Below are 22,168 nucleotides of genomic sequence, written 5' to 3'. Positions count from 1 at the left end.
GACACTCCCGGAGCAGCGCCGCACTGGACAACCTGGAGATGCGCTGATGGAGGACGGTGCGGTCAGGAGGATGCGCTGCCTTCGACAGTCTCCTCTTCGATGCGGGCTGTGTGGCCGGGGCCGGGATGGACGATGCCGGGGACCAATGGGTTGATGTAGTCGAGTTCGATCTTGCCGAAGGTGTCGCTGGGAACGGGCGCTGTGTCGTTGTCGGCGACGATCAATTGCAGGGCCTCACCATAGGTGCGAGCCGGGTCTTTGAAGCGGTTGTAGATTCGGCGGCTGGTTTCCTAGCCTTCGGGGTTGTTGCCGAACACCCTTCGTGGGGAGTCGATGATCAGGAAGGAGGGGACCAGCACGTCAGGGTGGGTCAGGCCAAACTCGAAGAGCGCCAGACTGTAGGCAAGGTTGACGCACGCTGATGCCGCCGCCGGACGCCTGGATTTTCTCGAACTGCGTGTCGTGACGACCGGCAGATACGAGTCGGGGTCCACGACCGCTGACTCCACCTCCCATGGCGGTTGAAAGTCCTCGAGGATCGTGCGGAAGGATGTGCAGAGTTCCGCGACTAGGGTCTGTCGGCTCTGGAGGTCTGCGGTACGGGCTTTGAACGCCGCGGTGAGTTCCTTGCGTTCGGCGGCGATGTCGCGGACGGTCTGGTTGATCGAGCGGGCGCGAGTCCAGAAGTCGCGTAGCTGTGCCACTGCGTCGATGGTCGCTTTGAGCGTGGCTACTCGGGCGCTGGACTGCGCGATCGCCTCGAAGCGGGGTGCGACTGTGTTCCGGGTCAGCGCATCGAGCTGGCGGCGCAGGGTGGTGGCACGGAATTCGGCCTGCTCGGCGGCCTCTTGTGCACGTTGCAGGACCTGCATGTCGGCGTCCTGGACTGCGCTGGCGTCCTGAAGTTGTTCCTCCAGCGCTCTGCGGGTCTGCTGCACGACGTCGGGGTCGACGTCGGCGTCGCGCGGATCAGGCTGCAGGCACACGACGCAGTGGTCGGCGGGGACGGGCCTGTTCTCCAGGCGCTGCATGCAGCGCGGGCAGACGACGAAGTCGAAGTCGGAGGCTTGCAGGAACTGAGTGACGTTCGCGTACTCGGCCTTCTTTTTCTTCAGTTGCTCGTCCAGCAGGTTCTTGGCCAGCCGCAGTTCCATGAGGGCGCTATTGGTCAGGGCGAACATGACCTTGTCCTACACAGCGATCGAGTCGCGTATCCCCATTAGCGGTCGAGTCGTCGCGGCGTTCCGGGCGGCCAAGTTCTTTGAGCCATCAGACGGCGACAAGCTCACCGCCATACCCGGGACCCCCGGGTCCGACGATTTTACGAGTGACTGTCCAGACAAAGGACCTGCCCGCGCACAAGACCGGGTAGGCCGTCCAGCTGTCGCACATCGTCGTGGGAACTCTCGTGGCCAACGCAAAGAGCCGTCCGGCACTTCGTGCCGGCGGACAGGCTCCACGGCGACACGTCTGTCACACTGCAACCATGCGAAACATATTACGTGGTGGGCAACTTGGGCTGCTCGCAGCCGCTTCCATCGCGCTCATAGCCGCGGGCCTGCCCGGGTCTCCCCCGGCCTCCGGAATCGGCGACCCTCTCTTCCCCGACCTGGGCAACTTCGGCTACGACGTCCGCTCCTACGACATCTCCCTCACCTACAGCGGGGACAACACCAGCCCCGTCGACACCGTGACGCGGATCGACGCGACGGCGACCTCCCGGCTGCACACCATCAACCTCGACTACACCCACGGCACGGTTCACTGGGTGGAGGTCAACGGCCGCCGGGTGCCCTTCGCAACGGTCGGCGAGGACCTGGTGCTCACCCCCGCCCACCCCGTACGGGCTGGCCAGCATCTGCAGATCAGCATCAGCCACTCGAACGACCCGACAGGCAACAGCATGACGGGTGGCTGGATCCCCAACCCGGACGGGCTCGAACTACTCAACGAACCCGATGCCGCGCACCGGGTGATCCCCAGCAACGATCATCCGTCGGACAAGGCCTACTTCACCTACCGGATCACCGCGCCCGCCGATGTCACCGCGGCCGCCAACGGTGTACTCATTTCCCACACCCGGCACGGCGCGACCACCACATCGGTGTACCGAGGCGAACACCCCATGGCCACCGACCTCATGCAGATCTCCCTCGGCGACTCGACGATCCTGCACCGGCAGGGACCGCGCGGTCTGCCGATGCGCGACGTCGTGCCAGTATCGGAGGCCGCGGCGCTCGAACCCTGGCTGGAGATGACGCCTGGCCAGATCAGCTGGATGGAGAAACAACTCGGCGTCAGCTTCCCCTTCGAGACCTATGGGCTGCTGGTCACCGACACCCACATCGGCGCGGAACTGGAGACCCAGACCCTGCCGATCTTCGAAAAGAACCTCTTCACCCGAACCGACGTGCCCGCATGGTACGTCCAGTCGCTGATGGTCCACGAACTGTCCCACCAGTGGTTCGGCGACAGCGTCTCCCCGAACCGCTGGGCGGACGTGTGGCTCAACGAGGGCCACGCCACCTGGTACGAGACCCTCTACGGCGAGCAGCGGGGCGGCCCCACGCTGGACCATCGCATGCTGGCCGCCTACCAGGACTCGGACGCGGTACGGGCCGCCGGCGGCCCACCGGCAGCGCCCAAGGCGCCGACCCCCGGCGTCGGGCTCAGCCTCTTCCGCCCCAACATCTACGACGGGGGATCGTTGGTCCTCTACGCGCTGCGCGAAGAGATCGGCGACCGCGCGTTCCAGCGCGTCGAACACGACTGGGTGCTCAAGCACCGGGACAGTTCGGCCACCACAGCCGACTTCGTCCGCCTCGCCTCCCAGGTGGCCGGCCGTGATCTCTCCGGCTTCCTCGACTCCTGGCTCTACTCCCCTGTCACCCCACCGATGCCGGGCCATCCCGACTGGCACACCACCCCCGCGACCTGACCCGGACGACGACAGGAACCTCCGTGAGCACCTCGTCGACCGCGGTTCCCAGGCGCCGCCGCTCAGGACCCTGCCCGCCCGCTGCGCGGAGGGTCACCTCCCGCCGTCCCCGACCTCCGTGATCTCGACGGACTCAAGGAGGCAGCCGGGGACTCAGACGGCGTCATCCACGTCGCGCCCAGGCCGGACCTGCTTCCCTCCGGCGGGATCGACGCCGTGGCCGCCGCGGAGCTCCCGATCATGCTCGCGTACGGCGAGGCACTGGCGGGAACCGGAAAGCCGCTGGTCGCAGCGGGAAGCATAGGCTTGCCGGGGAACCTGGGCCGACCGGCCACCGAGGGGGACCCGGCCCTCCCCGCAGGCGACGAGTACGAAGGCACCCTGCGGGTTCGCAACGTCGTGGAAACCGCCGTCATCGGCCTCGCCGAGCAGGGAGTGTGGTCTTCGGTCGTGCGGATCGCCAACATCGTGCACAGCACGACCGATCGTGCCGGCTTCCTCCCCACCCTGATCGCGCTTGCGAAGGAGAAGGGCCTCGCCGGCTCCCCCGGAGACGGCGCCAATCTGGTCCGGCTGGTCGAACTCCGCCAGCGCATCAAGCACGCCTAATGTACCGGAGCACGTCGTGCGACGCCCATGATTCGGCGTCGCCCCTCCCCGCCCGTTCCCGCACCGTGGGCGATCGGTCAGGGGCGCTCCGGGTTGCCGATGCCGGGTGCTAGGAGGCTGGTTTCGGCCTGTCCGGTACGGATGAGGTCGAGGATCGCGGCGGCGACCTGTTCCGCGGTGTGTACGGGGAAGTCGGCGGCGGCGGGGACGACGGCTCCGGCGCGCAGGGTCTGGTGGAACTCGGTGGCGGTGACGAAGGGGAGGACGGTGGAGACCCTGATGCCGTCTGCGGCCAGTTCCGTGCGCGCGGTGGCGGAGAGCTGGTTCAGGGCGGCCTTGCCGGCCGCGTAGGCACCGAGTCCTGGCAGGACCATCTGGGTGGTGGCGGAGCTGACGTTGACGATGGCGCCTCCTCCTTGCGCGCGCATGACGGGCAGCACCGCCTGCATCGCCACCAGCGGGGCGATCACGTTGAGGTCCAGGACGGCGCGGAAGTCGTCGGGGTCGACGTCCTCCAGAGGCAGGTGCAGGCCCTGGCCGGCGTTGTTGACCAGGGCGTCGAGGCGGCCGAAGTGGTCCACTCCTGCCCCGACCGCGGCACGGATCTGGCTGGGGTCGGTCACGTCGCAGGTGACAGGGAGGGCGTGGGGCAGGTCGCCGGCGAGGGCGTTGATCCGTTCGGTACGCCGGGCGGCCAGCACCACGCGGGCGCCGGCGTCGGCGGCGGCGCGGGCGGTGGCGGCGCCGATGCCCGAGGAGGCGCCGGTGATCAGGACGACTCTGTCGGTGAGGTCCATGCGAGCGGGTCCTTGTCGGTGGTCAGTGGGTGTGGGTGTGCAGGAACGCGGCGGCGCGGGTGAGGGCGTCCTCGCCTTCCTCGAGAAGCGCGGCGAACGCCTGGAAGACGTGGAGGACACGGGGGGTGACGTCGAGGGTGACGGGGACGTGGTCTGCGGCAGCGCGGGCGGCGAGCCGGACCGCGTCGTCGAGGAGGTACTCCTCCGAGCCCGCCTGGATAAGCATCGGAGGAAGGCCGGTCAGATCGGCGTGGACGGGACTGAGCAGCCCATCGCGGGGATCGGCGCCGGCGAGGTAGTCGACCGCGCGGGTGCGCAGCGCGCCGGCGTTGATCACGGGGTCGAGTCCGGCGTCCTGGGGGAGGTGGGGCACGGTGAGGTCGGCCCAGGGGGAGAAGAGGACCGCGCAGGCGGGCTGGGGCAGGTCGCCCAGGCCGCGGGCGGCGAGTATGAGCGCGGTGGCGAGGTTGGCGCCGGCCGACTCGCCGGCCACGGCGATGGGCGCGGTGCCGTGTTCACCGCCGAGGAGCGCGCGGTAGGCGGTCAGGGCGTCGTCCAGGGCCGCGGGGTAGGGGTGCTCGGGGGCGAGGCGGTAGTCGACGGAGATGACCCGGGCTCCGGTCTTGCGGGCCAGGTTGGCCGCCAGGCCCGCCGAGGCCCGCGCCGAGCCGACCACGAAGCAGCCGCCGTGGAAGTACAGGACGGTGCTGTCCGGCGTGGTGGCCTGGGGTTCGATGCTCAGGGCGGGTATGCCGTCCAGGGAGAGGGATTCGATGCGGACTCCGTCCGGGACGGGGTTCGCGGCGACCATCTTGGCGAACAACTCCCGCTGCTCGGTCACCTCGCCGCCGAGGTCGACGGGGGCGTTGCGCAGGATCTGGGCGACGGTATCGCGCTGCTGCTGGCTCAAGGGTGTTGCCTTCCGGAACGGCCGCGAGGGGGCCGCGGGGTAGAGTGCATTAGTGCTAATCTAATCAGAGCTAATGCATATGGCAACTGGAGGCAACATGGATCTGCGACAGGTGTTCGACGACCTGGTGCGCTTCGAGACCGACCTGTGGAACGAGATCGACGCCCGGCTCCGCCGCGAGGCAGACCTCTCACTGGGCAGCTTCAATGTGATGCTCGTCGTCGAACGCACCGACAACTGCCGGGTCAACGAGATCGCCGCGGCCCTGTCGATCACGATCGGCGGCGCAAGCCAGGCGGTCGACCGGCTGGAGAAGACCGGCCTGTGCGCACGCCGGCCCAACCCTGCCGACCGCCGCTCGTCGATCATCCGGCTCACGGAAGCCGGCAGCACGCTGACCCGTGACGCCGGCCGGATATTCGACGAGGAACTCGCCGGGCGCATCGCGGCCCCGCTCACCGCGGCGCGACTGGGCCACCTGGCGACGGCGCTCACCGCACTGCGTACCGCCACGCCCCACCGGGCCGACACCATGCGCAACCCCTGACCCGAGGAGGAACACTCATGACTGCCGCACCCGGACACGCCCGCGCCGTCCGCTTCGACCGCTACGGGGATCGCGACGTCCTCTACATCGCCGACATCCCTGTCCCTCGCCCCGCCGCCGACGAAGTCCTGGTCGAGGTCAGGGCCGCGGGCATCAACCCGGGCGAGACCGCCATCCGCAGCGGCGCCCTGCACGAGCGGTTCCCCGCCGCCTTCCCCTCGGGGCAGGGCAGTGACCTAGCCGGCACGGTCCTCGAAACAGGCAGAGATGTCGCTGAATTCGCGCCCGGCGACGAGGTCCTCGGCTACTCCTGGCAGCGCTCAAGCCATGCCACGCACGCCGTGGTTCCGGCCGCCCAGCTGATCCGCAAGCCCGGGGAGCTCAGCTGGCCCGTCGCCGGCAGCCTCTACGTCGCCGCCTGCACCGCCTGGGCGGCCGTCGACGCGGTCGACCCCAGGCCGGGCGAGGCAGTCGCCGTCTCCGCCGCCGCCGGCGGGGTCGGCAGCATCGTCGTCCAACTCCTCGCCCTGCGCGGCGTCCGTGTCCTGGCCATCGCCTCGCCCAGCCGCGCACCCTGGCTGACAGCCCACGGTGCCGTTCCGATCCCCTACGGCGACCACCTCGCCGCGAACCTGGCCACCGCCGCCCCAGACGGCATCGACGCCTTCATCGACCTGTTCGGACCCCAGTACGTCCAACTCGCCGTCGACCTAGGCATCCCGCCCGAGCGTATCGAAACGATCATCGCCTTCGAGAAGGCCGCCCAGTACGGCACCAGGAACGCGGGCAGTGCAGACGGCTCCACCCGCGAGGTTCTCACCGAGATGGCCGCCCACGCCGCGAGCGGCCGCATCGAGATTCCCATTGCCGCCACCTACCCCCTCCACCGCGTCCGCAACGCCTTCACCGCCCTGGAGCAGCGCCACACCCACGGCAAGATCGCGCTCATTCCCTAGTCGGGGTGTGTCCAGTCAACGGCCCTGTCTCTCTTTCGGTGGTGACGGAACGTGCCGCTATCCGGGGAGGATGCGGTGGCGAAGAAGGGTGAAGTCCGCCCGTCCGTGCATCTGGCGCGCGATCCGCTTGGTCTTCGTATTGACGCCTTCGATGGGCCGTTGCTGTACGGAAGCGTGAGCGCGGCGATCACGGCGTCACGGTCCAGGCCGCGGGCGAAGGAGTGCAGATGAGGCAGACCTACTGCGCGGACCTGGACGATCCAGCGTGAGAGCCCGTCGGCATTTCCTTCGCGAGGCGTCAGGAGCTGGGCGAGGTCCGCGATGTGGGCGGCCAGCTGCTGGACAACCTTGCAGGTCAAGGAACTCAGGACGCGACCGGCGCCGCCGAGGTACCGCGCTCGGCAAGCCCTTACAGGTTCACTGAGTCGCTCATTGAACCTTCAAGACTTGTTCGACAAGTGACTCCCAGCTGTCAGCCAGCGCGACTGCTCGGCGTGCCGGACCTGCGGTGGCGTTCTCCTCGGGCGCCAGGTACATCACGAAGGGTCCCTCGAGGGCTGCGGCGAGCTGCATTGCCAGGCTGTCGATATCGGCGGTGTGCAGGAGGCCTTCGCGCCGGGCTTGCCCGAGGAGCATCCGGATGTGGGTGGTCGACATCCCGCCCGCGGCGATGGTCACCTGCTGGTTGCGATCAAGTGCGGCGCGCTCGATTGCATGATGCTCGAGCAGGAATTCGATGCGCGCGCGGCCGTAGGCGACCAGCCGTGCGGTCACGTCGGCGCCGGGACCCAGTGGCGGCGGCCCGTAGAGCACCTGCTGCTGGAACGTGCGGTCGGCGTCGTCGAGCAATGCGGCGAAGATCCCGGCTCGGCTGCCGAAACGCCGGAAGACAGTTCCCTTGCCCAGTTGGGCCCGCTCGGCCAGTGCGTCCATGGTGAGCCGTCTCACGCCGCTTTCGGAGATCATCTCGCGGGCGACCTTCAGCAGGTGTTCGCGGTTGCGGGCGGCGTCGGCACGCTCGGCACTCGGAGGACCGACGGGCAGGCGGAAGGCGTTCACGGTCACACACCCTACCCGAGCGGAATACTATCCGGGGTGAAGTCCGTTTGGGGTAAAGTCCGCTTGTGATGGTGCGAGGCGCCAAGCCCGCTTCGCGACCTGCGTCGCCCCATGCGCAGGCAAGATCGACCAAGGAGTTCAACCATGACCCTGTTCCGACTCGATGCCAGCATCCTGCCCGCGGCCTCCGCCAGCGCGGAGATCGCCGACGTAGTCGAGGCGAGGTGGACGGCAGCGCATCCCGGCGAGAAGGTGGTGCGCCGCCACCTGGGCGCCGACCCGCTGCCGGCGCACATCTGGGCGAGCGCCACCGTCGCCGGCTTCACGCCCGAATCGGAGCGCACCCCCGCCCAGCGTGAGGCGCTCGCGAACGCCAGGGACCTCGTCGAGGAGCTGGCGTCGGCCGATGTCGTCATCCTGGCCGTGCCGTTTTACAACTTCGGCGTCTCCCAGCACGTCAAGACGTGGGTCGACCTGGTGATCGCCGCCGCCGGACCGACCACGCCCGTCCTGAAGGGCAAGCCGACAGTGCTGGTCACCGTGCGCGGCGGCGGCTACGGCCCGGGCACCCCGCGCGATGGCTGGGACCACTCCACCCCCTACCTCAGGCGCATCCTCGCCGACGTCTGGGAGGCCGACCTGACCGTCATCGAGCGCGAACTCACCCTCGCGGCAACCACCCCCGGCATGGAAAGCCTGCGCGATCTGGCCGCCGAGCTGCGCACCAGGGCTCTCGAGGAAGCCGACAAGGTCGGCACCGGCATCGCCACCACCTGAACCGAGCCGACGGCACAGGGACCCCGCACAAGGACGGAGACCGCTCGCGTGCCTGAGGCGGATCCCTCGCCGACCTGTGGGAAGCCGAGTTGACCGCGATCGAGCGCAACGCCGTCGTCGGCGTCAGCCTCGCCCTGGACGGCCTCAAGGACCTCGGTACCCAGCTCCCTCCCGACCTTGATTGAGCTCTCGACCCGCTCGCCCTTACCCGCCGTCAAGCGTGGCGGCGATCGAGGAATCAGAAGACAAACACCAAAGCGCGGCGTCGGACTGTGGCGCCCGACCGAACGGAGTCCAGATGTCCACCACCCAGATCACATCCGGCCACTACACACTCGACCCGGTACGCAGCATGGTCGGCTTCCAGCGAAGGACGTTCTGGGGTCTGACGGCCGTCAACGGCGTCTTCGGCTCGGTACAGGGCAGGGGCACCGTCGATGCGGACGGCACCGCCGGGGGCGGCCTCGTCATCGAGGTCGCCTCGCTCGACTCGAAGCACACGAAGCGCGACAACCACCTGCGCAGCAAGGAAATGCTCGACGCCGAGTCGTTCCCGAAGATCACCTTCGACGCCGAACGCATCACGCCCACAGGCTCGAGTACCGCCGACGTCGAGGGCAAGCTCACCGTTCGCGGGACCAGCAGGAGGCTGAGTTACCCGGTGAGTTTCAAGAAGCAGGGCACCGATGCGGTCGTGCTGCGCGGCGCCGTCACGATCGATCCGGCGCAGTTCGGGCTCAAGAACCCTCTCGGCATGATGAAGGGCCCGGCCGTCATCAACCTCGACCTGCGCTTCACCGCGTGAACTGAACGCGGCCCATCCCTCGACCGTGCGCCTGACCCGGCGCCAGCGAGGAACACCGAAAGATCGAGAAGAAGAAGGAGAGCACACACCATGGGCAGGATCAGCATCATCGGGACGGGGAACATGGCCCGCGCCCTGGGCAGCCGCGCACTCGCGGGCGGCAACGCGGTCGAGGTCCTCGGCCGCGACGCTTCCAAGGCCGACGCTCTGGCCGCGGTGATCGGCGGCGCCACGGCAGGGACGATCGGCGCGGCTCCGGCCGGCGACATCGTCATCCTCGCCGTGCCCTACGCCCACGCCGCACCGGTCCTGCGCCAGTTCGGAAGCGCCCTGTCGGGCAAGGTGATCGTCGACATCACCAACCCGTTCAATCCCGACCTGACGGGACTGGTTACACCAGAGGGCAGTTCCGCTGCGCAGGAGATCGCCAAGTGCGCTCCCCCGGGAGCGCACGTCGTCAAGGCGTTCAACACCGTCTTCGGCCACGTGCTGGCCGCCTACACGCCCGAGGATCCCCGCCCGCTGGACGTGTTCATCGCTGGCGACGACGCCGAGGCCAAGGCGCGCGTGTCGTTGTTCGTCGAGACCCTCGCGCTGCGCCCGCTCGACGTCGGCGACCTGAAGAGCGCTCGTTGGCTCGAAGGAACGAGCGTGTTGTTGATGCGCGCCATGTTCGGCAAGGCCGTCCACAGCAGCAGCTTCTCCATCGGCCTCACCGTCCGCGACTGACCATACGCACCTTCTCCATCCGCACTGAAGACGCCGACATCGGCCACCCAGCCGCGATCTGTGGCGCTCGCGGCGGAGAAGAACTCCACATCCAATTTCATTTCACTCCCTTCGGGTCATCGTGGATCAACCAGATAGAGACCTGGTCCGGCATTATCACCCGGCAGTCCATCCGCCGTGGCACCTTCTCCAGTGTGAACGTCCTCAAACGGGATCACGAGACACTAGGTGAACCCTGATACTGAACTGGAAATTAAGTCTTTCCGCAGCCACCCGAAGCGGCTGCGGATAGACCCGACCAAGAAGGACAATGGTCAACTGCTCAGCCAAAACACCTCCGGAGACGCAAGCAAGCGGGCAATAGTCCGTTTGCGGTGCACGTAAAGTCCGCTTCCGTTCAGAAGGGAACCTCGTGAGCTACCTGCCAAATGGGGCGATCGTCCTACCGGCCGGCGACGGCCTGCCGATCCCCGGCGACGGCCTGCTGATCCCCAACCTGGTTGGCAAGGTCACCGCCGACCAGGGCTCAGGCTCCATCGCCGTGATGGAGGGGACGGCGGAGCCCGGCTTCGGGCCCCCTCTTCATATCCATCACAGCAGCGAGGAGCTTTTCTATGTCCTCCAGGGCCAGATGGACTTCCAGATCGGCGACCAGCGGGTAAGCGCCAGGCCTGGCACGCTCGTCATGGTGCCGCGCGGAACGGCCCACGCGCCCCGGGTGGTCGGACGCGAGCGGGCGAGGTTCCTGGTCATGTTCGCGCCCGCCGGCCCGGACGGGCTGTTCTACGAAATCGCCGCACTCGCTCAGGAAAATGGCGGGGTCATCAATGACAATGACTCGCGCATCGAGGCGCTTGCGGTCAAGTACGATACCGAGCATGTCGGGCCCCCGCTGCAGTAAATCAACGAGAGCACCCACCCACAATATCGACGAGCCTTAACAATCCCTCCGCGCCTGGGATTGTGCTGCAGGGCTGATGCGTTCTCAGCCAGCGAGATAAACTGATCGCGTGTGTACGCGTCGCTGCGGACGGTTTGCCCGATTCGCCCTTGAGTGGTGTGCATCGTGAAGTCTCAGGTCACGGGTCTGGCGTGAATGGCGAGTTGGGTACTCGTGGCGGTCGGCGGCCGATGACCATGGTGTAGATCATCGGGCAGGTCCGGTTCTGGCGGGATGCCGGGTTCGGCTGCGCCCACGACCGACCCCCGCCTACGATCCGTCAGCAGGTCGGCACACCGTGAGAACGCGGAGGCGCGGGGATGCAGGAGCGGCAGCGGATCACCGCCCACCGGAGTGAACTGGACGCTCTCGCCGCGGAGTTGGGCAAGCCACTCCAGGAGGCAGGCCGAGCGGCACGAACTGGCGATCGCGGAGCGGAGTGTTGAAGCGCCTGGCCGAGCAGGCCCGGGTCGACGCCGGGCTGTCGCTCCGGCATCGGCGAAGGTGGCCGGGCGGGCAGTCCTGCTCATCCCGCACCGCGGCGACGCGGCCGACGAGGGCGGGCTGCCCGGCGACTACCGCAAGATCCTGGCGATCATGCGGGAGGCGGGCGGCCCGGTGCAGGTCAGGGCGGTCGGCGCGCGGCTTGGGCTGGACGCCTCGGTACACGGCAAGCTGGAACCTTTGCGGGCGAAGATGACCAAGCTCGCCGCCCGGGGCTGTCCGCACAAGCGGGGCGACGGGCGGTTCACGGCACGTCCGTAGGCGCGCGGGGCGGGCCCGTAACTGACGGGCCCCCGACGGCAATGGGGATCGCCCTCCTGCTAGAGCACTTAACGGCCGCTGAAGAAGTCGGTGAGGGCGGCGGCGACGGCCTCGGGCTGCTCCTCGGGGATGTAGTGACCGGCGTCGGGCACGATGACGCCGGTCACGTTCTCGGCCCACGGGCTGATGGAGGCCGCCATATCCGGGATCGAGCCGTGGCTGCTGGAGATTCCGAGGACGGGCGCGGTCAGTCGCCGTTGCTCGAGCGCCGCGTGGTTCTTGCGCGCGGACTCGGCGGCATCGCGGTAGTAGGCGAGGCCGGCGCGCAAGGCGCCATCGACGGCGAGGGCCGCGCCGTAGTGGTCGAGCTCTGCTTCCTCGAAAGCGTCGGGCGCGAGGGACTTGGTCTTCAGGAACCAGCTGATGTACTCCCGCTCGTGGCCGGCTATCAGCGTCTCGGGAAGATCGGGCACCACGTGGAACGCGAAGTGCCAGGTCTTGAACGCCAGAGTCGGGTCGAGAGGGATCGCTTCCGGCATGGTGATACCGGGAATTCCGGCGTCGAGCAGCGCGACCCCGTGCAGTCGGCTCTCGTAGTTCAGGGCGAGGGAGAAGGCGACCCAGGCGCCGATGTCGTGCCCGGCGAGCCAGTAGTCCCGCACGCCGAGAGCGTTCACAGCGGCCTGGATGTGCTCGGCGACCGTGTGCGTGTCGTAGCTGAGCTCCGGATGCTCGGAATTGCCTTGGCCCGGCCGGTCGATCGCTATGACCCGGAACCGATCGGCGAGAGCAGGCATGACCTTTCGCCAGGCCCACCACGTCTGCGGGAACCCGGTGAGCAGGACGACGGCCGGCCCGTCCGGCCGACCGCCTTCGACGGCGTGCAGGCGGACGCCGTCGGCGTCGACCCAGCGGTGCGTGAATCCGGCCAGGTCATGCAGAGGCAGGGCGGGGACGGGGTTGGTCATGGGAATCCTCCATCAAGGCGGGTGGACCGTGATTCGACGCTAGCACGTCTTGAACTGATCAGTCCAAGATGGGAGGATGGACTGCATGGCAGGCAAGAAGCAGTTCGACATGGACACGGCGCTCGACGCCGCGATGATCCAGTTCTGGCGCTCCGGCTACGCCGACACCTCGCTCAACGACCTGTCCCGGGCGACCGGCCTGAACCGCAGCTCGATCTACTCCTCGCTCGGCGACAAGGACGCGCTCTTCCTTCGCTGCCTGGATCGCTACGCCACGCGCTACGGCGACAAGTTCGACGCCGCCCTCTCGTGCGCGGCCGAGGACCCCGTCGCCGCCGTCCGTGCGTTCTTCGATGTCACCCTGGGGCGCATCGCCGACCCCGCCGTGCCCGACGGATGCCTGATGGCCCAGTCGGTCATGGCGAGTCCGACGCTGAGCCCAAGTGTCGCAGAGCATGTCAAAGAGTTGTTTGGCCTACAGCGCCCGCGCCTGCGCACCGCGCTGAAGGCTGGCGGAATGTCCGACGAGAACGCCGAGGACTTCGCCGTACACGTAGCGGCCGTGAACCAGTCTCTCGCGGTGATGGGTAGGGCCGGGTCGAGCCCGGAGCAACTCCGGGCGATCGTCGGTGTGACCGTCGACGCGCTCGCGCGGGCGCTGCGCCGATGATCAAGGTTCTCGAAGCCTTTGATCAGAACAGGGGTTGCGTTCGCGTGCCATCCTTCCTGAGCGGTGTCCTGCAGCGCCACTGCCAGGGCATCGACTCCGCCTGCCCGGATCCGGAACCGCAGCAGTTCACCTCCCTGGCGGAGACGTTGAGCCGGATACCCGATCCCCGCCGGTTCCGCGGCCGTCGCTACCACCTGGGCTCCCTGCTCGCGCTGTGTCTGGTCGCCATGCTCGGCGGAGCCAGGTCCCTGGCCACCATCGCCCGCTTCGCCGCCGATACCGACTCCAGCCTGCGCGAACAGCTCGGGCTCGCCTCCAGCACACCGAACGCCTCCACACTGGGACGACTCCTCGCTCGTCTGGACGGCGACGCCTTGGACGACGCCGTGGGCGCCTGGCTCGCCCGGTACGCCGCCGACCCGGTGGACGAACCCGGCGAGACACTGATCGGCCTGGCCGTCGACGGCAAGACTGTGCGTGGATTCCGCACCGACGGCATGGCCGTCCACCTGCTCGCCGCCGCGCTGCACGGCTGCCAGACCGTGATCGCCCAGCGTCAAGTCGCCGCGAAGAGCAACGAGATCCCCGCCTTCGCCCCACTGCTGGACCGGCTCGACCTGCGCGGCGTCGTCGTCACCGCCGATGCGATGCACACCCAGCGCCCCCACGCCTAGCACGTCATCACTGCCGGCGGCCACTACCTCCTGGTCGTCAAGGGAAACCAGAAGAAGCTGCGTAAGTGGTTGCGGCGCCTGCCCTGGCGGGAGATCCCGCTGCAGGCCCGCACCGCTGGGGCCGGGCACGGCCGCCGAGAGGTCCGCCGCCTGAAGGTCTGCACCGTCCAGCCCGGCCTGCTCTTCCCGCAGGCCGTCCAGGCCATGGAGATCAAGCGCCGCCGCACCCACCGCAGGACCGGCAAGGTCCAGACGAAGACCGTCTACGCGGTCACCAGCCTGTCGCCCGAGCAGGCCCGCCCGACGCAACTCGCCCAACTCGTGCAGAACCACTGGTCGGTTGAGGCCCTGCACCACGTCAGAGACGTCACCTATAGCGAGGACGCCTCGCGAGTGCGCACCGGCACCGCACCCCGCGCCATGGCCACGCTGCGGAACCTGTCCCCGCGTGCGAACCACCCGGCTGCCTCCAGCCGAAGCCGTTCCCGCTTCTCCCGCTCCCCGGGCGTCAGGCCGCCCCCATGCGCACACCGCATGACTCCTGTCACCAGGCCCCGGGCACCTGCTACGAAGTCGGCTCGGCCTGGGAAGTGCCTCCGACGGTGGCAGGAAGAAGGACTTCGACAGTCCTCATTCTTGCCGGTCAGAGGCACCTTTCGCTTGCCTGACCACCGATCAGGCAGCCCCCTCCTTGAATACCCGAGGTCAGGGCCTCGCTCACGCCCGCGTATGTATGCGTGTCAGGCCGCGGGTTTCGCGACCTCAGCTTCTGCGGCACGGGCGAGACGTTCGACCCAGTCCTGGTGATAGCGGTAGAGCGCGCCGGGATGCTTGTGGCCGAGTTCCTCGAGGAAGAAGGGGCCCTGCTGCGTTTCCTCGGTCAGCACGTGACAACCATTTCTCGTGGGCGTGATCACCCAGCCGTGGTACGCGCTCGAACCGGTTTCGTCGCCGTCGACCGTCGTCTCCCACGAGAGCCTGGTGAAGGGCTCGTACTCCGTCACGTCGAGAGTCATGGGAAATCCCACCGTCACCCGGCTGTACGTGGTTCCGAGCTCCAGTACCGTCTCATCGCCCAGGATCTTGACCTGATCTTCGGGAGGAAAGTAGCTCGACCAGTTCTCGGCCTCGACGAGCAGCTTCCACACCACTTCAGGCGGCGCCTTCACGTCGATATCGTTGAGCGCGTAGAGAGCCGACGTTTTCGGGTCGTACCGCTGGGGCCAATTCACCTTGTCGTACATCCGTTGTTTTTCCTGCCCGAACGGGTTGGAGAGAACGCTTCAATGCGCCAACTGCTGTCTGAGGTGTTTGGACGGACAGCCCGTTCACCCGGCAGAGCTCAGGTCGCTTCGAGAAGTTGATCGCTGTGGTTCGACGTGAGGCTGTGGGCGGTCCGCGGCGGGGGCGCCCCTGGAGATGTCGCGGGAAGACCGTCCCCCGCTGGTACTGCGTATGGACTCCCGCCTTCGGCAGCACGCTGTACCCGCGAGTCAGCCGGCGCGATTGTCACCCTCGGCCGCTACCTTGGCGAGCGCCGCGAGAAGGTTCTCGTGTGTGCGCCAGAAGACTTCAGGATCCTGCTTCGCCAATTCGATCCAGAGCGGGCCCTGCATCGTCTCCTCGGTCCAGAGGTGGCTCCCCCTCGGCGTAGGTGTGATGATCCAAGCGTGGTAGGCCCTGGATGCTTCCGATGCCCTGGGGTAACCACCCCAGGCGATACGCGTCACAGGTTGAAATTCCTGTACGGATGCGAAAACGTCCTGGCCGGCCAGGGTGGTTTCGAATCGAGTTCCGAGGTGCAGCGATTCATGGCCGTCAAGCAGCTGGACATGTTCGACGCCCGGGTAGAAGGTGGGCCAGGTTCGGGGGTCCACGAGCAGGGACCAGATCGTTTCAGGAGAGGCCTCGATCTCGAGGTCGTTGGTGAAGTGGATCGGGGAGCGATTGGGGGCCAGAGCTTCCGGCCAATTTATCGCTTCAAACACAGAAATCTCCAGATGACTCTTGACGTATGCCGGTTGAACGTGGACGGCGCTTCACGCGTGGCTGACACCCACCGAGTTCCTGACGGCCTCCAGGCCGGTGGCGTGCGAGACAACGGGCTCGTATCCGAGTTCGGCCACGGCCTTGTCCGTCCGCAGAGTGCACTGCTGCCCGAGGAACCACCGAACGGGAACGGGGACTTCGCGGGCGGCGGTCTCGGCGTCCAGGTCGGGGATCGGGACACCGACGCCATGGATCTCGAACTGGGTCTCCAGGAACTCGCGAAGGGTGACACGGTGCCGGTCGGTGACGAAGTAGGCCTGACCTGGTCGGCCGCGCCGCCATCCGAGCATGAGTCCCTCGACGGCGTTCTCGACGAACGTGATGTCAGTTGTGTGTCGGCCTCCGCCGATCCAGGCGAATTGCCCGGCCTTCGCCGCCGCCGCCAAGCCTTCGACGAGGAAGCTGTCGGGACCCCAGACGAACCTCGGGCGAATCGACACCGTGGCGAAGTCCGCGGTGTTCGCGTTGAGCACGATCTTCTCGGCCACGGCCTTCACCGCACAGTAAGCGGCTTCCGAGTCGGGTCGCAGCGGCGCGGTCTCGTCGACGTCCACGAGCGGGTCACCGGCGAGGAGCGCGGCTTCGCTCCCGCAGTGGACGAACCGGGGAACCTGCGCGTGGCGGGCCGCATCGACGGCTGCCTGGGTACCGCGGACCGTCACAAACTCGTGGCGCTCACGATCAGCGGTGACGTCCGTCTCCGCAGCGAGGTGGAACACCACATCACTGCCCGTCACACCGTTGCGCCACGTGGTCGGGTCGGTCAGCTCGCCCCGCACGGGCTCGGCGCCCAGTGCCGACACCTTCGCGGCCGATGCCTCACTGCGGACCAGAACAGCCACCGAGTGCCCCTCCTGCAGGAGCCTGCGTACCAGTACCTTGCCGATGAACCCCGAGCCGCCCGTGACGAATGCTCGTGCCATGAAACTCTCCTCCGTCGAGACCGGCCTCCTCGCCTGCTTCGGGCGAGAAGGACTCACGGGGTGGAGCGGTCTCCAGCCACGAGCCATTCCCTCGAAAAGATTCATAGTTGGACGGACTGCGATAAAATTTTCGCATGCCTTCTCTTCGGGCGCTGGAGTGCCTTGTCGCGGTCGCGGACTCCGGGTCGGTCACACATGCGGCACGGCTGCTTCATTCGTCGCAGCCGGCGGTCTCTCACCAGCTCGCGGCGCTGGAACGCGAGGTAGGAATGGTGCTGCTCCGCCGCGAACCCAGGGGAGTCAAGCTCACTCCCGCTGGGCGCGCCGCCGTCGCGGATGCCAGACGAGCGATCGAGGCGGCTGCCGCCGCGGTCCAGTCGGCCCGCGCAGCCGGCGAGGCGACCGGGGGATCGCTGCGGTTGGCCTGCGCGCAGAGCCTCGTCTCCGTACTCGCCCCGGTCGTTCGCGAGTGGCACCACCGTCACCCCAAGGTGACGATCACATTGCGTGAATCCACGTCGGCAGAAGAGCTTCACGGCTTCATCGACGCCGACGAAGCGGACGTGGTGCTGATGCCCGCTCCGGTGCCCGACCGCTTCACGGCCACCGTGGTCGCCGACGAGGAAATTGTGCTTGCGGCACCAACGGATCACCCCATCGCCCGACAGCCCGTCGTCCGCGTACAGGACCTTGATGGGGTGCGCCTTGTCCACTTCGCTCCGGACAACGGCCTCAGTACGTGGCTTGACCGGTCCCTCACCAAGGCCGGAGTCCGCCCGGAGCCTGTGATGAGGACATCGGTGACTGTCGCAGCCCCGCAACTCGCGGCCGCCGGCCTAGGGGTCGCCGTATGCCCGGTGAGCGCGATCAGCGCCGGTTTCCCGGGCGCGGTCCGATCGTTCTCACCACACTGGGTCAGGCAACTGGTGGCGGTCACCCCAACCACACTCGACCCGCTCGCCGCGCGGTTCATCGCCAACATGCGCAGGCACGGCGTGCACGTGCCCCGCGACGTGCGAACTCAACTCGGAGGGGACAACTCGACTCCCGCGAAGGCGCGACCGTCCTCCTGAGGATCGCCCCGCCGAGGCGGTAGGCGACCAGGTCGTTCGCCGGCGACCAACAGGGGGGCGGCGTCAGCACCCATCGACTCTGCGAAGGCCAGACCTGGGCGCATCGACGCCCGCACGGGCCGACGTTGCTGCGGCGACCGCCCGGAGGGCGCATCGGTGCCCTGCCCGACGACGCAGACGAGCCGTGTGGCATCGCCGTCCCACGACTCGGCGCGCCTGGGCGGCTCCGCACGGTCGGCGGCAATCAGGCGCGCACGGCGGCGGTCCGCAGGCCAGGAGCGCGGTCCCGGCTTCGTCCTCAGAACTGCCGACTGATGCGAGATCGCCGGTTGGCGGATATGGAGACGGTGTCGAGCGCGGGGGCAGGCACCGTGTACTTCTACCTCTACGACCAAGGGGGCAGATCGGGCTGCGTGGACCTACGTATGCAATGCGTTGGTCAGGGGTTACGCGCTTGGTTCGTTGTGTGTATTGAACAGTTCGCCCTCCGCGCGGGAGAACGCCCGTAGAGGCGATTGGGGCGCGCGCCCCGACGTTCTGGCGGCTTGAGCGGGCGAGTGCTCCGGGCTGCTGCTGGGCCGGGAGTGGGGTGTGGGCGGCCGCCACACCGGGTGGGTGCGGGGGCCGTGGGTGGGGCGGCTCATCGCCGAGCGGGCTGTTCAGCACCGCGTTCTCGGCGAACGAGCAGGCGAGGATGTCCTTGGTCGTCCGGCTCTTGGGTGGTCACAACCGACCGGTGCGCGCGATCACCTCGCCGGCGAAGTCAAGCATCTCGTCAAGGCCGGAGAACAGTGCGAAGGCGTCCACGAACGCCTCGTCCGCACCGGACTCCGCGAAGCGTTTGAGCTTGTCGGCCAGCGCATCAACGGACGTGCCCGGTTCGAGGTTGATACGTATGGCCTTCTTCAGCGCGTCGGGATCGCGGCCGGCCTCCTGCGCCGCCTGGCGCGCGAGCGACCACAACTGGTCCGCGACCTCGTCCGGCAGAAAATCGATCCCGAGCCAGCCGGTGGCGCTGCGGCCGACCCGGCGCATCGCGGCCTCGCTGGCGCCGCCGATCCAGATGGGCGGCCCACCTGCCTGCACCGGGCGCAGGTCGGCGTGGACCGGCGGCAGCGAGAAGAACTCGCTGTCCCAGGACACCGGGTTGGCCGTCCACCACTCGTGCAGGAACGCCAGCAGGTCATCGAGCATCCGCCCGCGCCGGCTCCAGTCCGCGCTGCGGGAGATGTCGTGCTCGTCCTTCATCCACCCGAGGCCCACGCCGACCTCGAGACGGCCGTCGCTCAGCACGTCGAGCGTGGTCAGCATCCGGGCCAGGTGCGGCGGCTCGTAGTAGAAGGTGCTGAGCGTGCTGGCATTCAGCCGCACCCGGCTGGTCGCCGTCGCGGCGACGGTCCACAGCAGCACAGGGTCGAGGTAACGCTTCATCTGCGGCGGGTACGGCTGTTCTCTGCCCGGATAGGTGCTATGCATATCGACCGGCTGGACCAGGCGATCGCCGACCCACAGGGTGTCGTAGCCAAGGTCCTCGATCCTGCGGCAGAACGCGCTCAGGCCAGCTGCGCTGCTGATAGCGGGCCCGATTATGGGAAGTGTGAAGCCAAGCTTCATGGCGAGTCCTTTCGGTGATCCGTCAACCGTTTGCTCAGACGGGAAGCTCGGTGATGCTGAGGGCGAAGTCGAAGTTCCCCACACCGTGGTTGGCGAGGCTCACCGTGACCACGCCCGCTCCTTCCAGCCAGTGGGCCATTTTGAGGGGGCCGACGTCCAGCGGGCGTAGCCCGAGGCTCTTGACGAACGCCTCGACGCTTGCCTTGGCCTGCGCATTGTCGCCGGCGAGGAAGACGTCGGGCCGGCCCTTCTCCAGGACGTGCCGGAAGACGGTGTTGAACGCCTTCACTACGGCGGTGCCGGCCGGGGCGGCCTTGGCGACTTCCTGCGCGATCGAGGTCTCCTCGCGGTGGGCCAGCCCGTCGAACGTGGAGTTGAAGGGGTTGCTGATGTCGACGACGACCTTGCCCGCGAGGGCGTCTCCGTAGTGGGCGACGACGGGCACGACGGCGTTGTGCAGCAGGGCCATGATGACGATGTCTCCGGCCGGGGCGGTGCCCCATTCTCCGGTCTTGGCGCCGCTGCCGAGGGCCTTGGCCAGGTCGGCGGCCTTGGACTGATCGCGGCCGATGACCTCGACGGTGTTGCCGCCCGCTACCGCCCGCGCGCCGATGGTGCGGGCCATGTTCCCGGTGCCGATGATGCTGATGTTGCCCATGGGATGTCCTGTCCTCGTTGTGTGCGTTGCTCGGTTCAGATGGCGGTGGTGCCGCCGTCGGCGACGAGTTCCATGCCGTTGACGTAGCTGGAGTCGTCGGAGGCGAGGAAGAGGGCGGCAGTGGCGATTTCGTCGGGGCGGCCCATCTGGCCGCGGGGGATGAGGGACTCGAACTGGCGCCTGGTGGCCTCGTCGAAGAGTTCTTCCTGCTTGGCGGTGGCGACCTGGCCCGGGGTCAGGACGTTGACGCGGATGCGGCGGTCCTTGAGTTCGTTGAGCCAGACGCGGGCCCAGGCCTGCTGGACGGCCTTGCTGCCGGCGTAGACGCTCCAGCCGGGGAAGGCTCCGAGGGAGGCGTTGGAGCCGGTCATGAGGATGGAGCCGCCGTCGTTGAGGAGCGGGAGGGCCTTCTGGACGGTGAACAGGGTGCCGCGGGCGTTGAGCCCGAACCAGGTGTCGAACTGGGCCTCGGTGACCTCGCCGAGCGGGGCGGGCTCGCCGCCGCCGGCGCTGGCCCACAGCACGTCGAGGCTTCCCTTCTCCCGCTTGACGGTGTCGTACAGGCGGTCCAGGTCGTCCAGGTCGGCGGCGTCGCCCTGGACGCCGGTGACGTTGCGGCCGATCTGCTTCACGGCCGCGTCCAGGGCGTCCTGGCGGCGGCCGGTGATGAAGACATGCGCTCCCTCGTCGACGAACAGCTTCGCGCCGGCCAGTGCCATGCCGGTGGTGCCGCCGGTGATGACCGCTACCTTGCCGTCGAGCTTTCCCATGGTCGCTCCCTTGGGTCGGTGGTGCCGGGTGCACCTGGGGACGACAGTGTTATGTACACCATCTTGTGTACTTACCGTATGGGGTGCGCGACCGGGGCGCAAGCTATGTACACCAGTCGTTACCCGCTTGCGGTACGCTGGGTCCATGACGGAGTTGGAGAAGGGCCCCACGGGCCGCCGCCGCGGCCGGGGCGCGCGCGAGCGCATCCTCAGCGCGTCCGAGCAGCTTTTCCGCGAGCAGGGCATCAACCGCACCGGCATGAACGAGCTCTGCGCGTCCGCCGAGGTGTCCAAGCGCACGGCCTACCAGCACTTCACCGGCAAGGACGAAATCGTCGCCGAGTACCTGCGCCAATTCGACCCTTCCGTTCTGTCCGGCGTGTTCGACCGCACCGACCTCACGCCCCGCGAACGGCTCCTCGCCGCCTTCGACATCCCCCCCACCACCCCGCTGTGCCCCTACATCGCCGCCGCCGTCGAACTCCACGACCCCCAGCACCCCGCGTCCCAGTACGCGCGCGACTACAAGAAAGCCGTCGCCGGGCGGCTCGCCGACACCGCCCGCGAAGCCGGCGCCGCCGACCCCGAACAGCTCGGCGAGCAGCTCGCGCTGCTCATCGACGGCGCCGCGGCCCGCACCCGGGTCCTCAACGCCGACGCCTTCCCCGCCGCCGCCGCCATCGCCGCCGTCCTCATCGACAACGCCATCCCCGCCACAGCTGGCGATGACCGGCGACGGGAGGAAGTATCGAGTTAACCTGGCACTCCGCGGCCGGGCTGGACGCGCGGCTGCACCCGCTGGTACGCGACACCAGCCGCCCGGCACGTGGCCCGCACCTGCCGGCTCTTGCGGAACTGGCCGCCCGCCTGCTGAAGGCCGGAGCAGAAGCCGCCGGGGAGACCGGCGACCCCCGAGGACTCGCCGACGTGGTCGGCC

At 68.1% G+C, this 22,168-nt stretch carries 24 protein-coding genes and 3 pseudogenes; 13 read left to right on the top strand and 14 right to left on the bottom strand.

What is annotated here, in order from left to right; all coding sequences use genetic code 11:
- Nucleotides 1-62 precede the first annotated feature (62 nt).
- Both NFU81_RS36055 and NFU81_RS36050 read right to left on the bottom strand, forming a co-directional pair.
- Complete coding sequence (locus NFU81_RS36055) at nucleotides 63-224, bottom strand: hypothetical protein (RefSeq protein ID WP_251499937.1); 162 nt, start codon at nucleotides 222-224, stop codon at nucleotides 63-65.
- 66 nt (nucleotides 225-290) lie between these two features.
- Complete coding sequence (locus NFU81_RS36050) at nucleotides 291-1,181, bottom strand: hypothetical protein (protein ID WP_251499935.1); 891 nt, start codon at nucleotides 1,179-1,181, stop codon at nucleotides 291-293.
- Nucleotides 1,182-1,486: 305 nt separating this feature from the next.
- Between NFU81_RS36050 and NFU81_RS36045 the strand changes: the two genes are divergently transcribed.
- Together NFU81_RS36045 and NFU81_RS36040 are read left to right on the top strand one after the other, a co-directional pair.
- Nucleotides 1,487-2,938, top strand: a complete 1,452-nt coding sequence (locus NFU81_RS36045) for a M1 family metallopeptidase (RefSeq protein WP_251499932.1) — start codon at nucleotides 1,487-1,489, stop codon at nucleotides 2,936-2,938.
- 216 nt (nucleotides 2,939-3,154) lie between these two features.
- On the top strand, nucleotides 3,155-3,547 hold the full coding sequence (locus NFU81_RS36040; protein ID WP_251499929.1) for a Rossmann-fold NAD(P)-binding domain-containing protein: 393 nt from the start codon (nucleotides 3,155-3,157) through the stop codon (nucleotides 3,545-3,547).
- Between the two features lie 77 nt (nucleotides 3,548-3,624).
- Here the strand turns inward: NFU81_RS36040 and NFU81_RS36035 are convergent, their stop codons facing one another.
- The gene (locus NFU81_RS36035) at nucleotides 3,625-4,344 is read right to left on the bottom strand and encodes an SDR family oxidoreductase (protein WP_251499927.1); all 720 of its coding nucleotides are present in this window, start codon (nucleotides 4,342-4,344) and stop codon (nucleotides 3,625-3,627) included.
- A 22-nt stretch (nucleotides 4,345-4,366) separates the two neighbouring features.
- Complete coding sequence (locus tag NFU81_RS36030) at nucleotides 4,367-5,254, bottom strand: alpha/beta hydrolase (protein ID WP_251499924.1); 888 nt, start codon at nucleotides 5,252-5,254, stop codon at nucleotides 4,367-4,369.
- Nucleotides 5,255-5,351: 97 nt separating this feature from the next.
- Between NFU81_RS36030 and NFU81_RS36025 the strand changes: the two genes are divergently transcribed.
- Nucleotides 5,352-5,801: a MarR family winged helix-turn-helix transcriptional regulator gene (locus NFU81_RS36025; protein ID WP_251499921.1), complete on the top strand. Its 450-nt coding sequence runs from the start codon at nucleotides 5,352-5,354 to the stop codon at nucleotides 5,799-5,801.
- A 17-nt stretch (nucleotides 5,802-5,818) separates the two neighbouring features.
- Nucleotides 5,819-6,757 carry an NADP-dependent oxidoreductase gene (locus NFU81_RS36020; RefSeq protein ID WP_251499919.1) on the top strand — a complete coding sequence of 313 codons (939 nt, stop codon included), beginning with the start codon at nucleotides 5,819-5,821 and terminating at the stop codon, nucleotides 6,755-6,757.
- A gap of 57 nt (nucleotides 6,758-6,814) precedes the next feature.
- Here NFU81_RS36020 and NFU81_RS36015 read toward each other — a convergent pair.
- Both NFU81_RS36015 and NFU81_RS36010 read right to left on the bottom strand, forming a co-directional pair.
- Nucleotides 6,815-7,128, bottom strand: a pseudogene (locus NFU81_RS36015) (transposase); the annotation flags it as partial.
- A 58-nt stretch (nucleotides 7,129-7,186) separates the two neighbouring features.
- A complete protein-coding gene (locus tag NFU81_RS36010) occupies nucleotides 7,187-7,816 on the bottom strand; it encodes a TetR/AcrR family transcriptional regulator (protein ID WP_251499916.1) in 630 nt (209 codons plus the stop codon).
- 144 nt (nucleotides 7,817-7,960) lie between these two features.
- Between NFU81_RS36010 and NFU81_RS36005 the strand changes: the two genes are divergently transcribed.
- From NFU81_RS36005 to NFU81_RS35985, 5 genes are all read left to right on the top strand, one after another.
- Entirely contained in the window at nucleotides 7,961-8,593 is a 633-nt protein-coding gene (locus NFU81_RS36005) for an FMN-dependent NADH-azoreductase (RefSeq protein ID WP_251499913.1), read from the top strand.
- A gap of 220 nt (nucleotides 8,594-8,813) precedes the next feature.
- Entirely contained in the window at nucleotides 8,814-9,398 is a 585-nt protein-coding gene (locus tag NFU81_RS36000; RefSeq protein ID WP_251499911.1) for a YceI family protein, read from the top strand.
- Nucleotides 9,399-9,488: 90 nt separating this feature from the next.
- Nucleotides 9,489-10,127, top strand: a complete 639-nt coding sequence (locus tag NFU81_RS35995; RefSeq protein WP_251499908.1) for an NADPH-dependent F420 reductase — start codon at nucleotides 9,489-9,491, stop codon at nucleotides 10,125-10,127.
- A gap of 412 nt (nucleotides 10,128-10,539) precedes the next feature.
- Nucleotides 10,540-11,028, top strand: coding sequence for a cupin domain-containing protein (locus NFU81_RS35990; protein WP_251499906.1), 489 nt, complete (start codon nucleotides 10,540-10,542; stop codon nucleotides 11,026-11,028).
- A gap of 543 nt (nucleotides 11,029-11,571) precedes the next feature.
- Nucleotides 11,572-11,832, top strand: a complete 261-nt coding sequence (locus NFU81_RS35985) for a hypothetical protein (RefSeq protein ID WP_251499903.1) — start codon at nucleotides 11,572-11,574, stop codon at nucleotides 11,830-11,832.
- 68 nt (nucleotides 11,833-11,900) lie between these two features.
- On the opposite strand, the gene NFU81_RS35980 is transcribed toward NFU81_RS35985, so the two are convergent.
- Nucleotides 11,901-12,800: an alpha/beta fold hydrolase gene (locus NFU81_RS35980; protein ID WP_251499900.1), complete on the bottom strand. Its 900-nt coding sequence runs from the start codon at nucleotides 12,798-12,800 to the stop codon at nucleotides 11,901-11,903.
- An 85-nt stretch (nucleotides 12,801-12,885) separates the two neighbouring features.
- Between NFU81_RS35980 and NFU81_RS35975 the strand changes: the two genes are divergently transcribed.
- Together NFU81_RS35975 and NFU81_RS35970 are read left to right on the top strand one after the other, a co-directional pair.
- Entirely contained in the window at nucleotides 12,886-13,470 is a 585-nt protein-coding gene (locus tag NFU81_RS35975; protein ID WP_251499898.1) for a TetR/AcrR family transcriptional regulator, read from the top strand.
- A pseudogene (locus NFU81_RS35970) lies at nucleotides 13,467-14,525 on the top strand (ISAs1 family transposase); the annotation flags it as partial. The gene NFU81_RS35975 and the pseudogene NFU81_RS35970, both read left to right, overlap by 4 nt.
- 41 nt (nucleotides 14,526-14,566) lie before the next feature.
- On the opposite strand, the pseudogene NFU81_RS41525 reads toward NFU81_RS35970, so the two are convergent.
- The 4 genes and pseudogenes from NFU81_RS41525 to NFU81_RS35955 all read right to left on the bottom strand — a co-directional run.
- A pseudogene (locus NFU81_RS41525) lies at nucleotides 14,567-14,680 on the bottom strand (IS630 family transposase); the annotation flags it as partial.
- 204 nt (nucleotides 14,681-14,884) lie between these two features.
- On the bottom strand, nucleotides 14,885-15,388 hold the full coding sequence (locus tag NFU81_RS35965) for an SRPBCC domain-containing protein (RefSeq protein WP_251499895.1): 504 nt from the start codon (nucleotides 15,386-15,388) through the stop codon (nucleotides 14,885-14,887).
- Nucleotides 15,389-15,637: 249 nt separating this feature from the next.
- Nucleotides 15,638-16,132, bottom strand: a complete 495-nt coding sequence (locus tag NFU81_RS35960; protein WP_251499892.1) for an SRPBCC domain-containing protein — start codon at nucleotides 16,130-16,132, stop codon at nucleotides 15,638-15,640.
- Between the two features lie 51 nt (nucleotides 16,133-16,183).
- Nucleotides 16,184-17,116 (bottom strand): NAD-dependent epimerase/dehydratase family protein, encoded by a 933-nt coding sequence (locus tag NFU81_RS35955; RefSeq protein WP_251500144.1) that lies wholly within the window; start codon nucleotides 17,114-17,116, stop codon nucleotides 16,184-16,186.
- Between the two features lie 134 nt (nucleotides 17,117-17,250).
- Between NFU81_RS35955 and NFU81_RS35950 the strand changes: the two genes are divergently transcribed.
- Nucleotides 17,251-18,189, top strand: coding sequence for a LysR family transcriptional regulator (locus NFU81_RS35950; protein WP_251499890.1), 939 nt, complete (start codon nucleotides 17,251-17,253; stop codon nucleotides 18,187-18,189).
- 723 nt (nucleotides 18,190-18,912) lie between these two features.
- On the opposite strand, the gene NFU81_RS35945 is transcribed toward NFU81_RS35950, so the two are convergent.
- The 3 genes from NFU81_RS35945 to NFU81_RS35935 are packed head-to-tail and all read right to left on the bottom strand — an operon-like array spanning nucleotide 18,913 to nucleotide 21,231.
- Complete coding sequence (locus NFU81_RS35945; protein WP_251499887.1) at nucleotides 18,913-19,803, bottom strand: TIGR03619 family F420-dependent LLM class oxidoreductase; 891 nt, start codon at nucleotides 19,801-19,803, stop codon at nucleotides 18,913-18,915.
- Between the two features lie 34 nt (nucleotides 19,804-19,837).
- Nucleotides 19,838-20,461, bottom strand: coding sequence for an NADPH-dependent F420 reductase (locus tag NFU81_RS35940; RefSeq protein WP_251499885.1), 624 nt, complete (start codon nucleotides 20,459-20,461; stop codon nucleotides 19,838-19,840).
- A gap of 35 nt (nucleotides 20,462-20,496) precedes the next feature.
- Nucleotides 20,497-21,231, bottom strand: a complete 735-nt coding sequence (locus NFU81_RS35935; RefSeq protein ID WP_251499882.1) for an SDR family NAD(P)-dependent oxidoreductase — start codon at nucleotides 21,229-21,231, stop codon at nucleotides 20,497-20,499.
- Between the two features lie 145 nt (nucleotides 21,232-21,376).
- Here NFU81_RS35935 and NFU81_RS35930 point away from each other — a divergent pair, with 145 nt between their 5' ends.
- The gene (locus tag NFU81_RS35930; protein ID WP_251499880.1) at nucleotides 21,377-21,988 is read left to right on the top strand and encodes a TetR/AcrR family transcriptional regulator; all 612 of its coding nucleotides are present in this window, start codon (nucleotides 21,377-21,379) and stop codon (nucleotides 21,986-21,988) included.
- Nucleotides 21,989-22,168: the final 180 nt, after the last annotated feature.

This window comes from Actinacidiphila cocklensis, assembly GCF_907177275.1.
In the GTDB taxonomy this organism is placed as follows: Bacteria; Actinomycetota; Actinomycetes; order Streptomycetales; family Streptomycetaceae; genus Actinacidiphila; species Actinacidiphila cocklensis.
This window is presented reverse-complemented; position numbering and strand designations above follow the sequence as displayed.

Bases quoted from the DNA above. Each gene is read 5' to 3' on its own strand.
- NFU81_RS36050 (WP_251499935.1), bottom strand. From the start codon at position 1,181: ATGTTCGCCCTGACCAATAGCGCCCTCATGGAACTGCGGCTGGCCAAG.
- NFU81_RS36045 (WP_251499932.1), top strand. From the start codon at position 1,487: ATGCGAAACATATTACGTGGTGGGCAACTTGGGCTGCTCGCAGCCGCT.
- NFU81_RS36035 (WP_251499927.1), bottom strand. From the start codon at position 4,344: ATGGACCTCACCGACAGAGTCGTCCTGATCACCGGCGCCTCCTCGGGC.
- NFU81_RS36025 (WP_251499921.1), top strand. From the start codon at position 5,352: ATGGATCTGCGACAGGTGTTCGACGACCTGGTGCGCTTCGAGACCGAC.
- NFU81_RS36020 (WP_251499919.1), top strand. From the start codon at position 5,819: ATGACTGCCGCACCCGGACACGCCCGCGCCGTCCGCTTCGACCGCTAC.
- NFU81_RS36005 (WP_251499913.1), top strand. From the start codon at position 7,961: ATGACCCTGTTCCGACTCGATGCCAGCATCCTGCCCGCGGCCTCCGCC.
- NFU81_RS35995 (WP_251499908.1), top strand. From the start codon at position 9,489: ATGGGCAGGATCAGCATCATCGGGACGGGGAACATGGCCCGCGCCCTG.
- NFU81_RS35980 (WP_251499900.1), bottom strand. From the start codon at position 12,800: ATGACCAACCCCGTCCCCGCCCTGCCTCTGCATGACCTGGCCGGATTC.
- NFU81_RS35975 (WP_251499898.1), top strand. From the start codon at position 12,886: ATGGCAGGCAAGAAGCAGTTCGACATGGACACGGCGCTCGACGCCGCG.
- NFU81_RS35965 (WP_251499895.1), bottom strand. From the start codon at position 15,388: ATGTACGACAAGGTGAATTGGCCCCAGCGGTACGACCCGAAAACGTCG.
- NFU81_RS35955 (WP_251500144.1), bottom strand. From the start codon at position 17,116: ATGGCACGAGCATTCGTCACGGGCGGCTCGGGGTTCATCGGCAAGGTA.
- NFU81_RS35950 (WP_251499890.1), top strand. From the start codon at position 17,251: ATGCCTTCTCTTCGGGCGCTGGAGTGCCTTGTCGCGGTCGCGGACTCC.
- NFU81_RS35945 (WP_251499887.1), bottom strand. From the start codon at position 19,803: ATGAAGCTTGGCTTCACACTTCCCATAATCGGGCCCGCTATCAGCAGC.
- NFU81_RS35940 (WP_251499885.1), bottom strand. From the start codon at position 20,461: ATGGGCAACATCAGCATCATCGGCACCGGGAACATGGCCCGCACCATC.
- NFU81_RS35935 (WP_251499882.1), bottom strand. From the start codon at position 21,231: ATGGGAAAGCTCGACGGCAAGGTAGCGGTCATCACCGGCGGCACCACC.
- NFU81_RS35930 (WP_251499880.1), top strand. From the start codon at position 21,377: ATGACGGAGTTGGAGAAGGGCCCCACGGGCCGCCGCCGCGGCCGGGGC.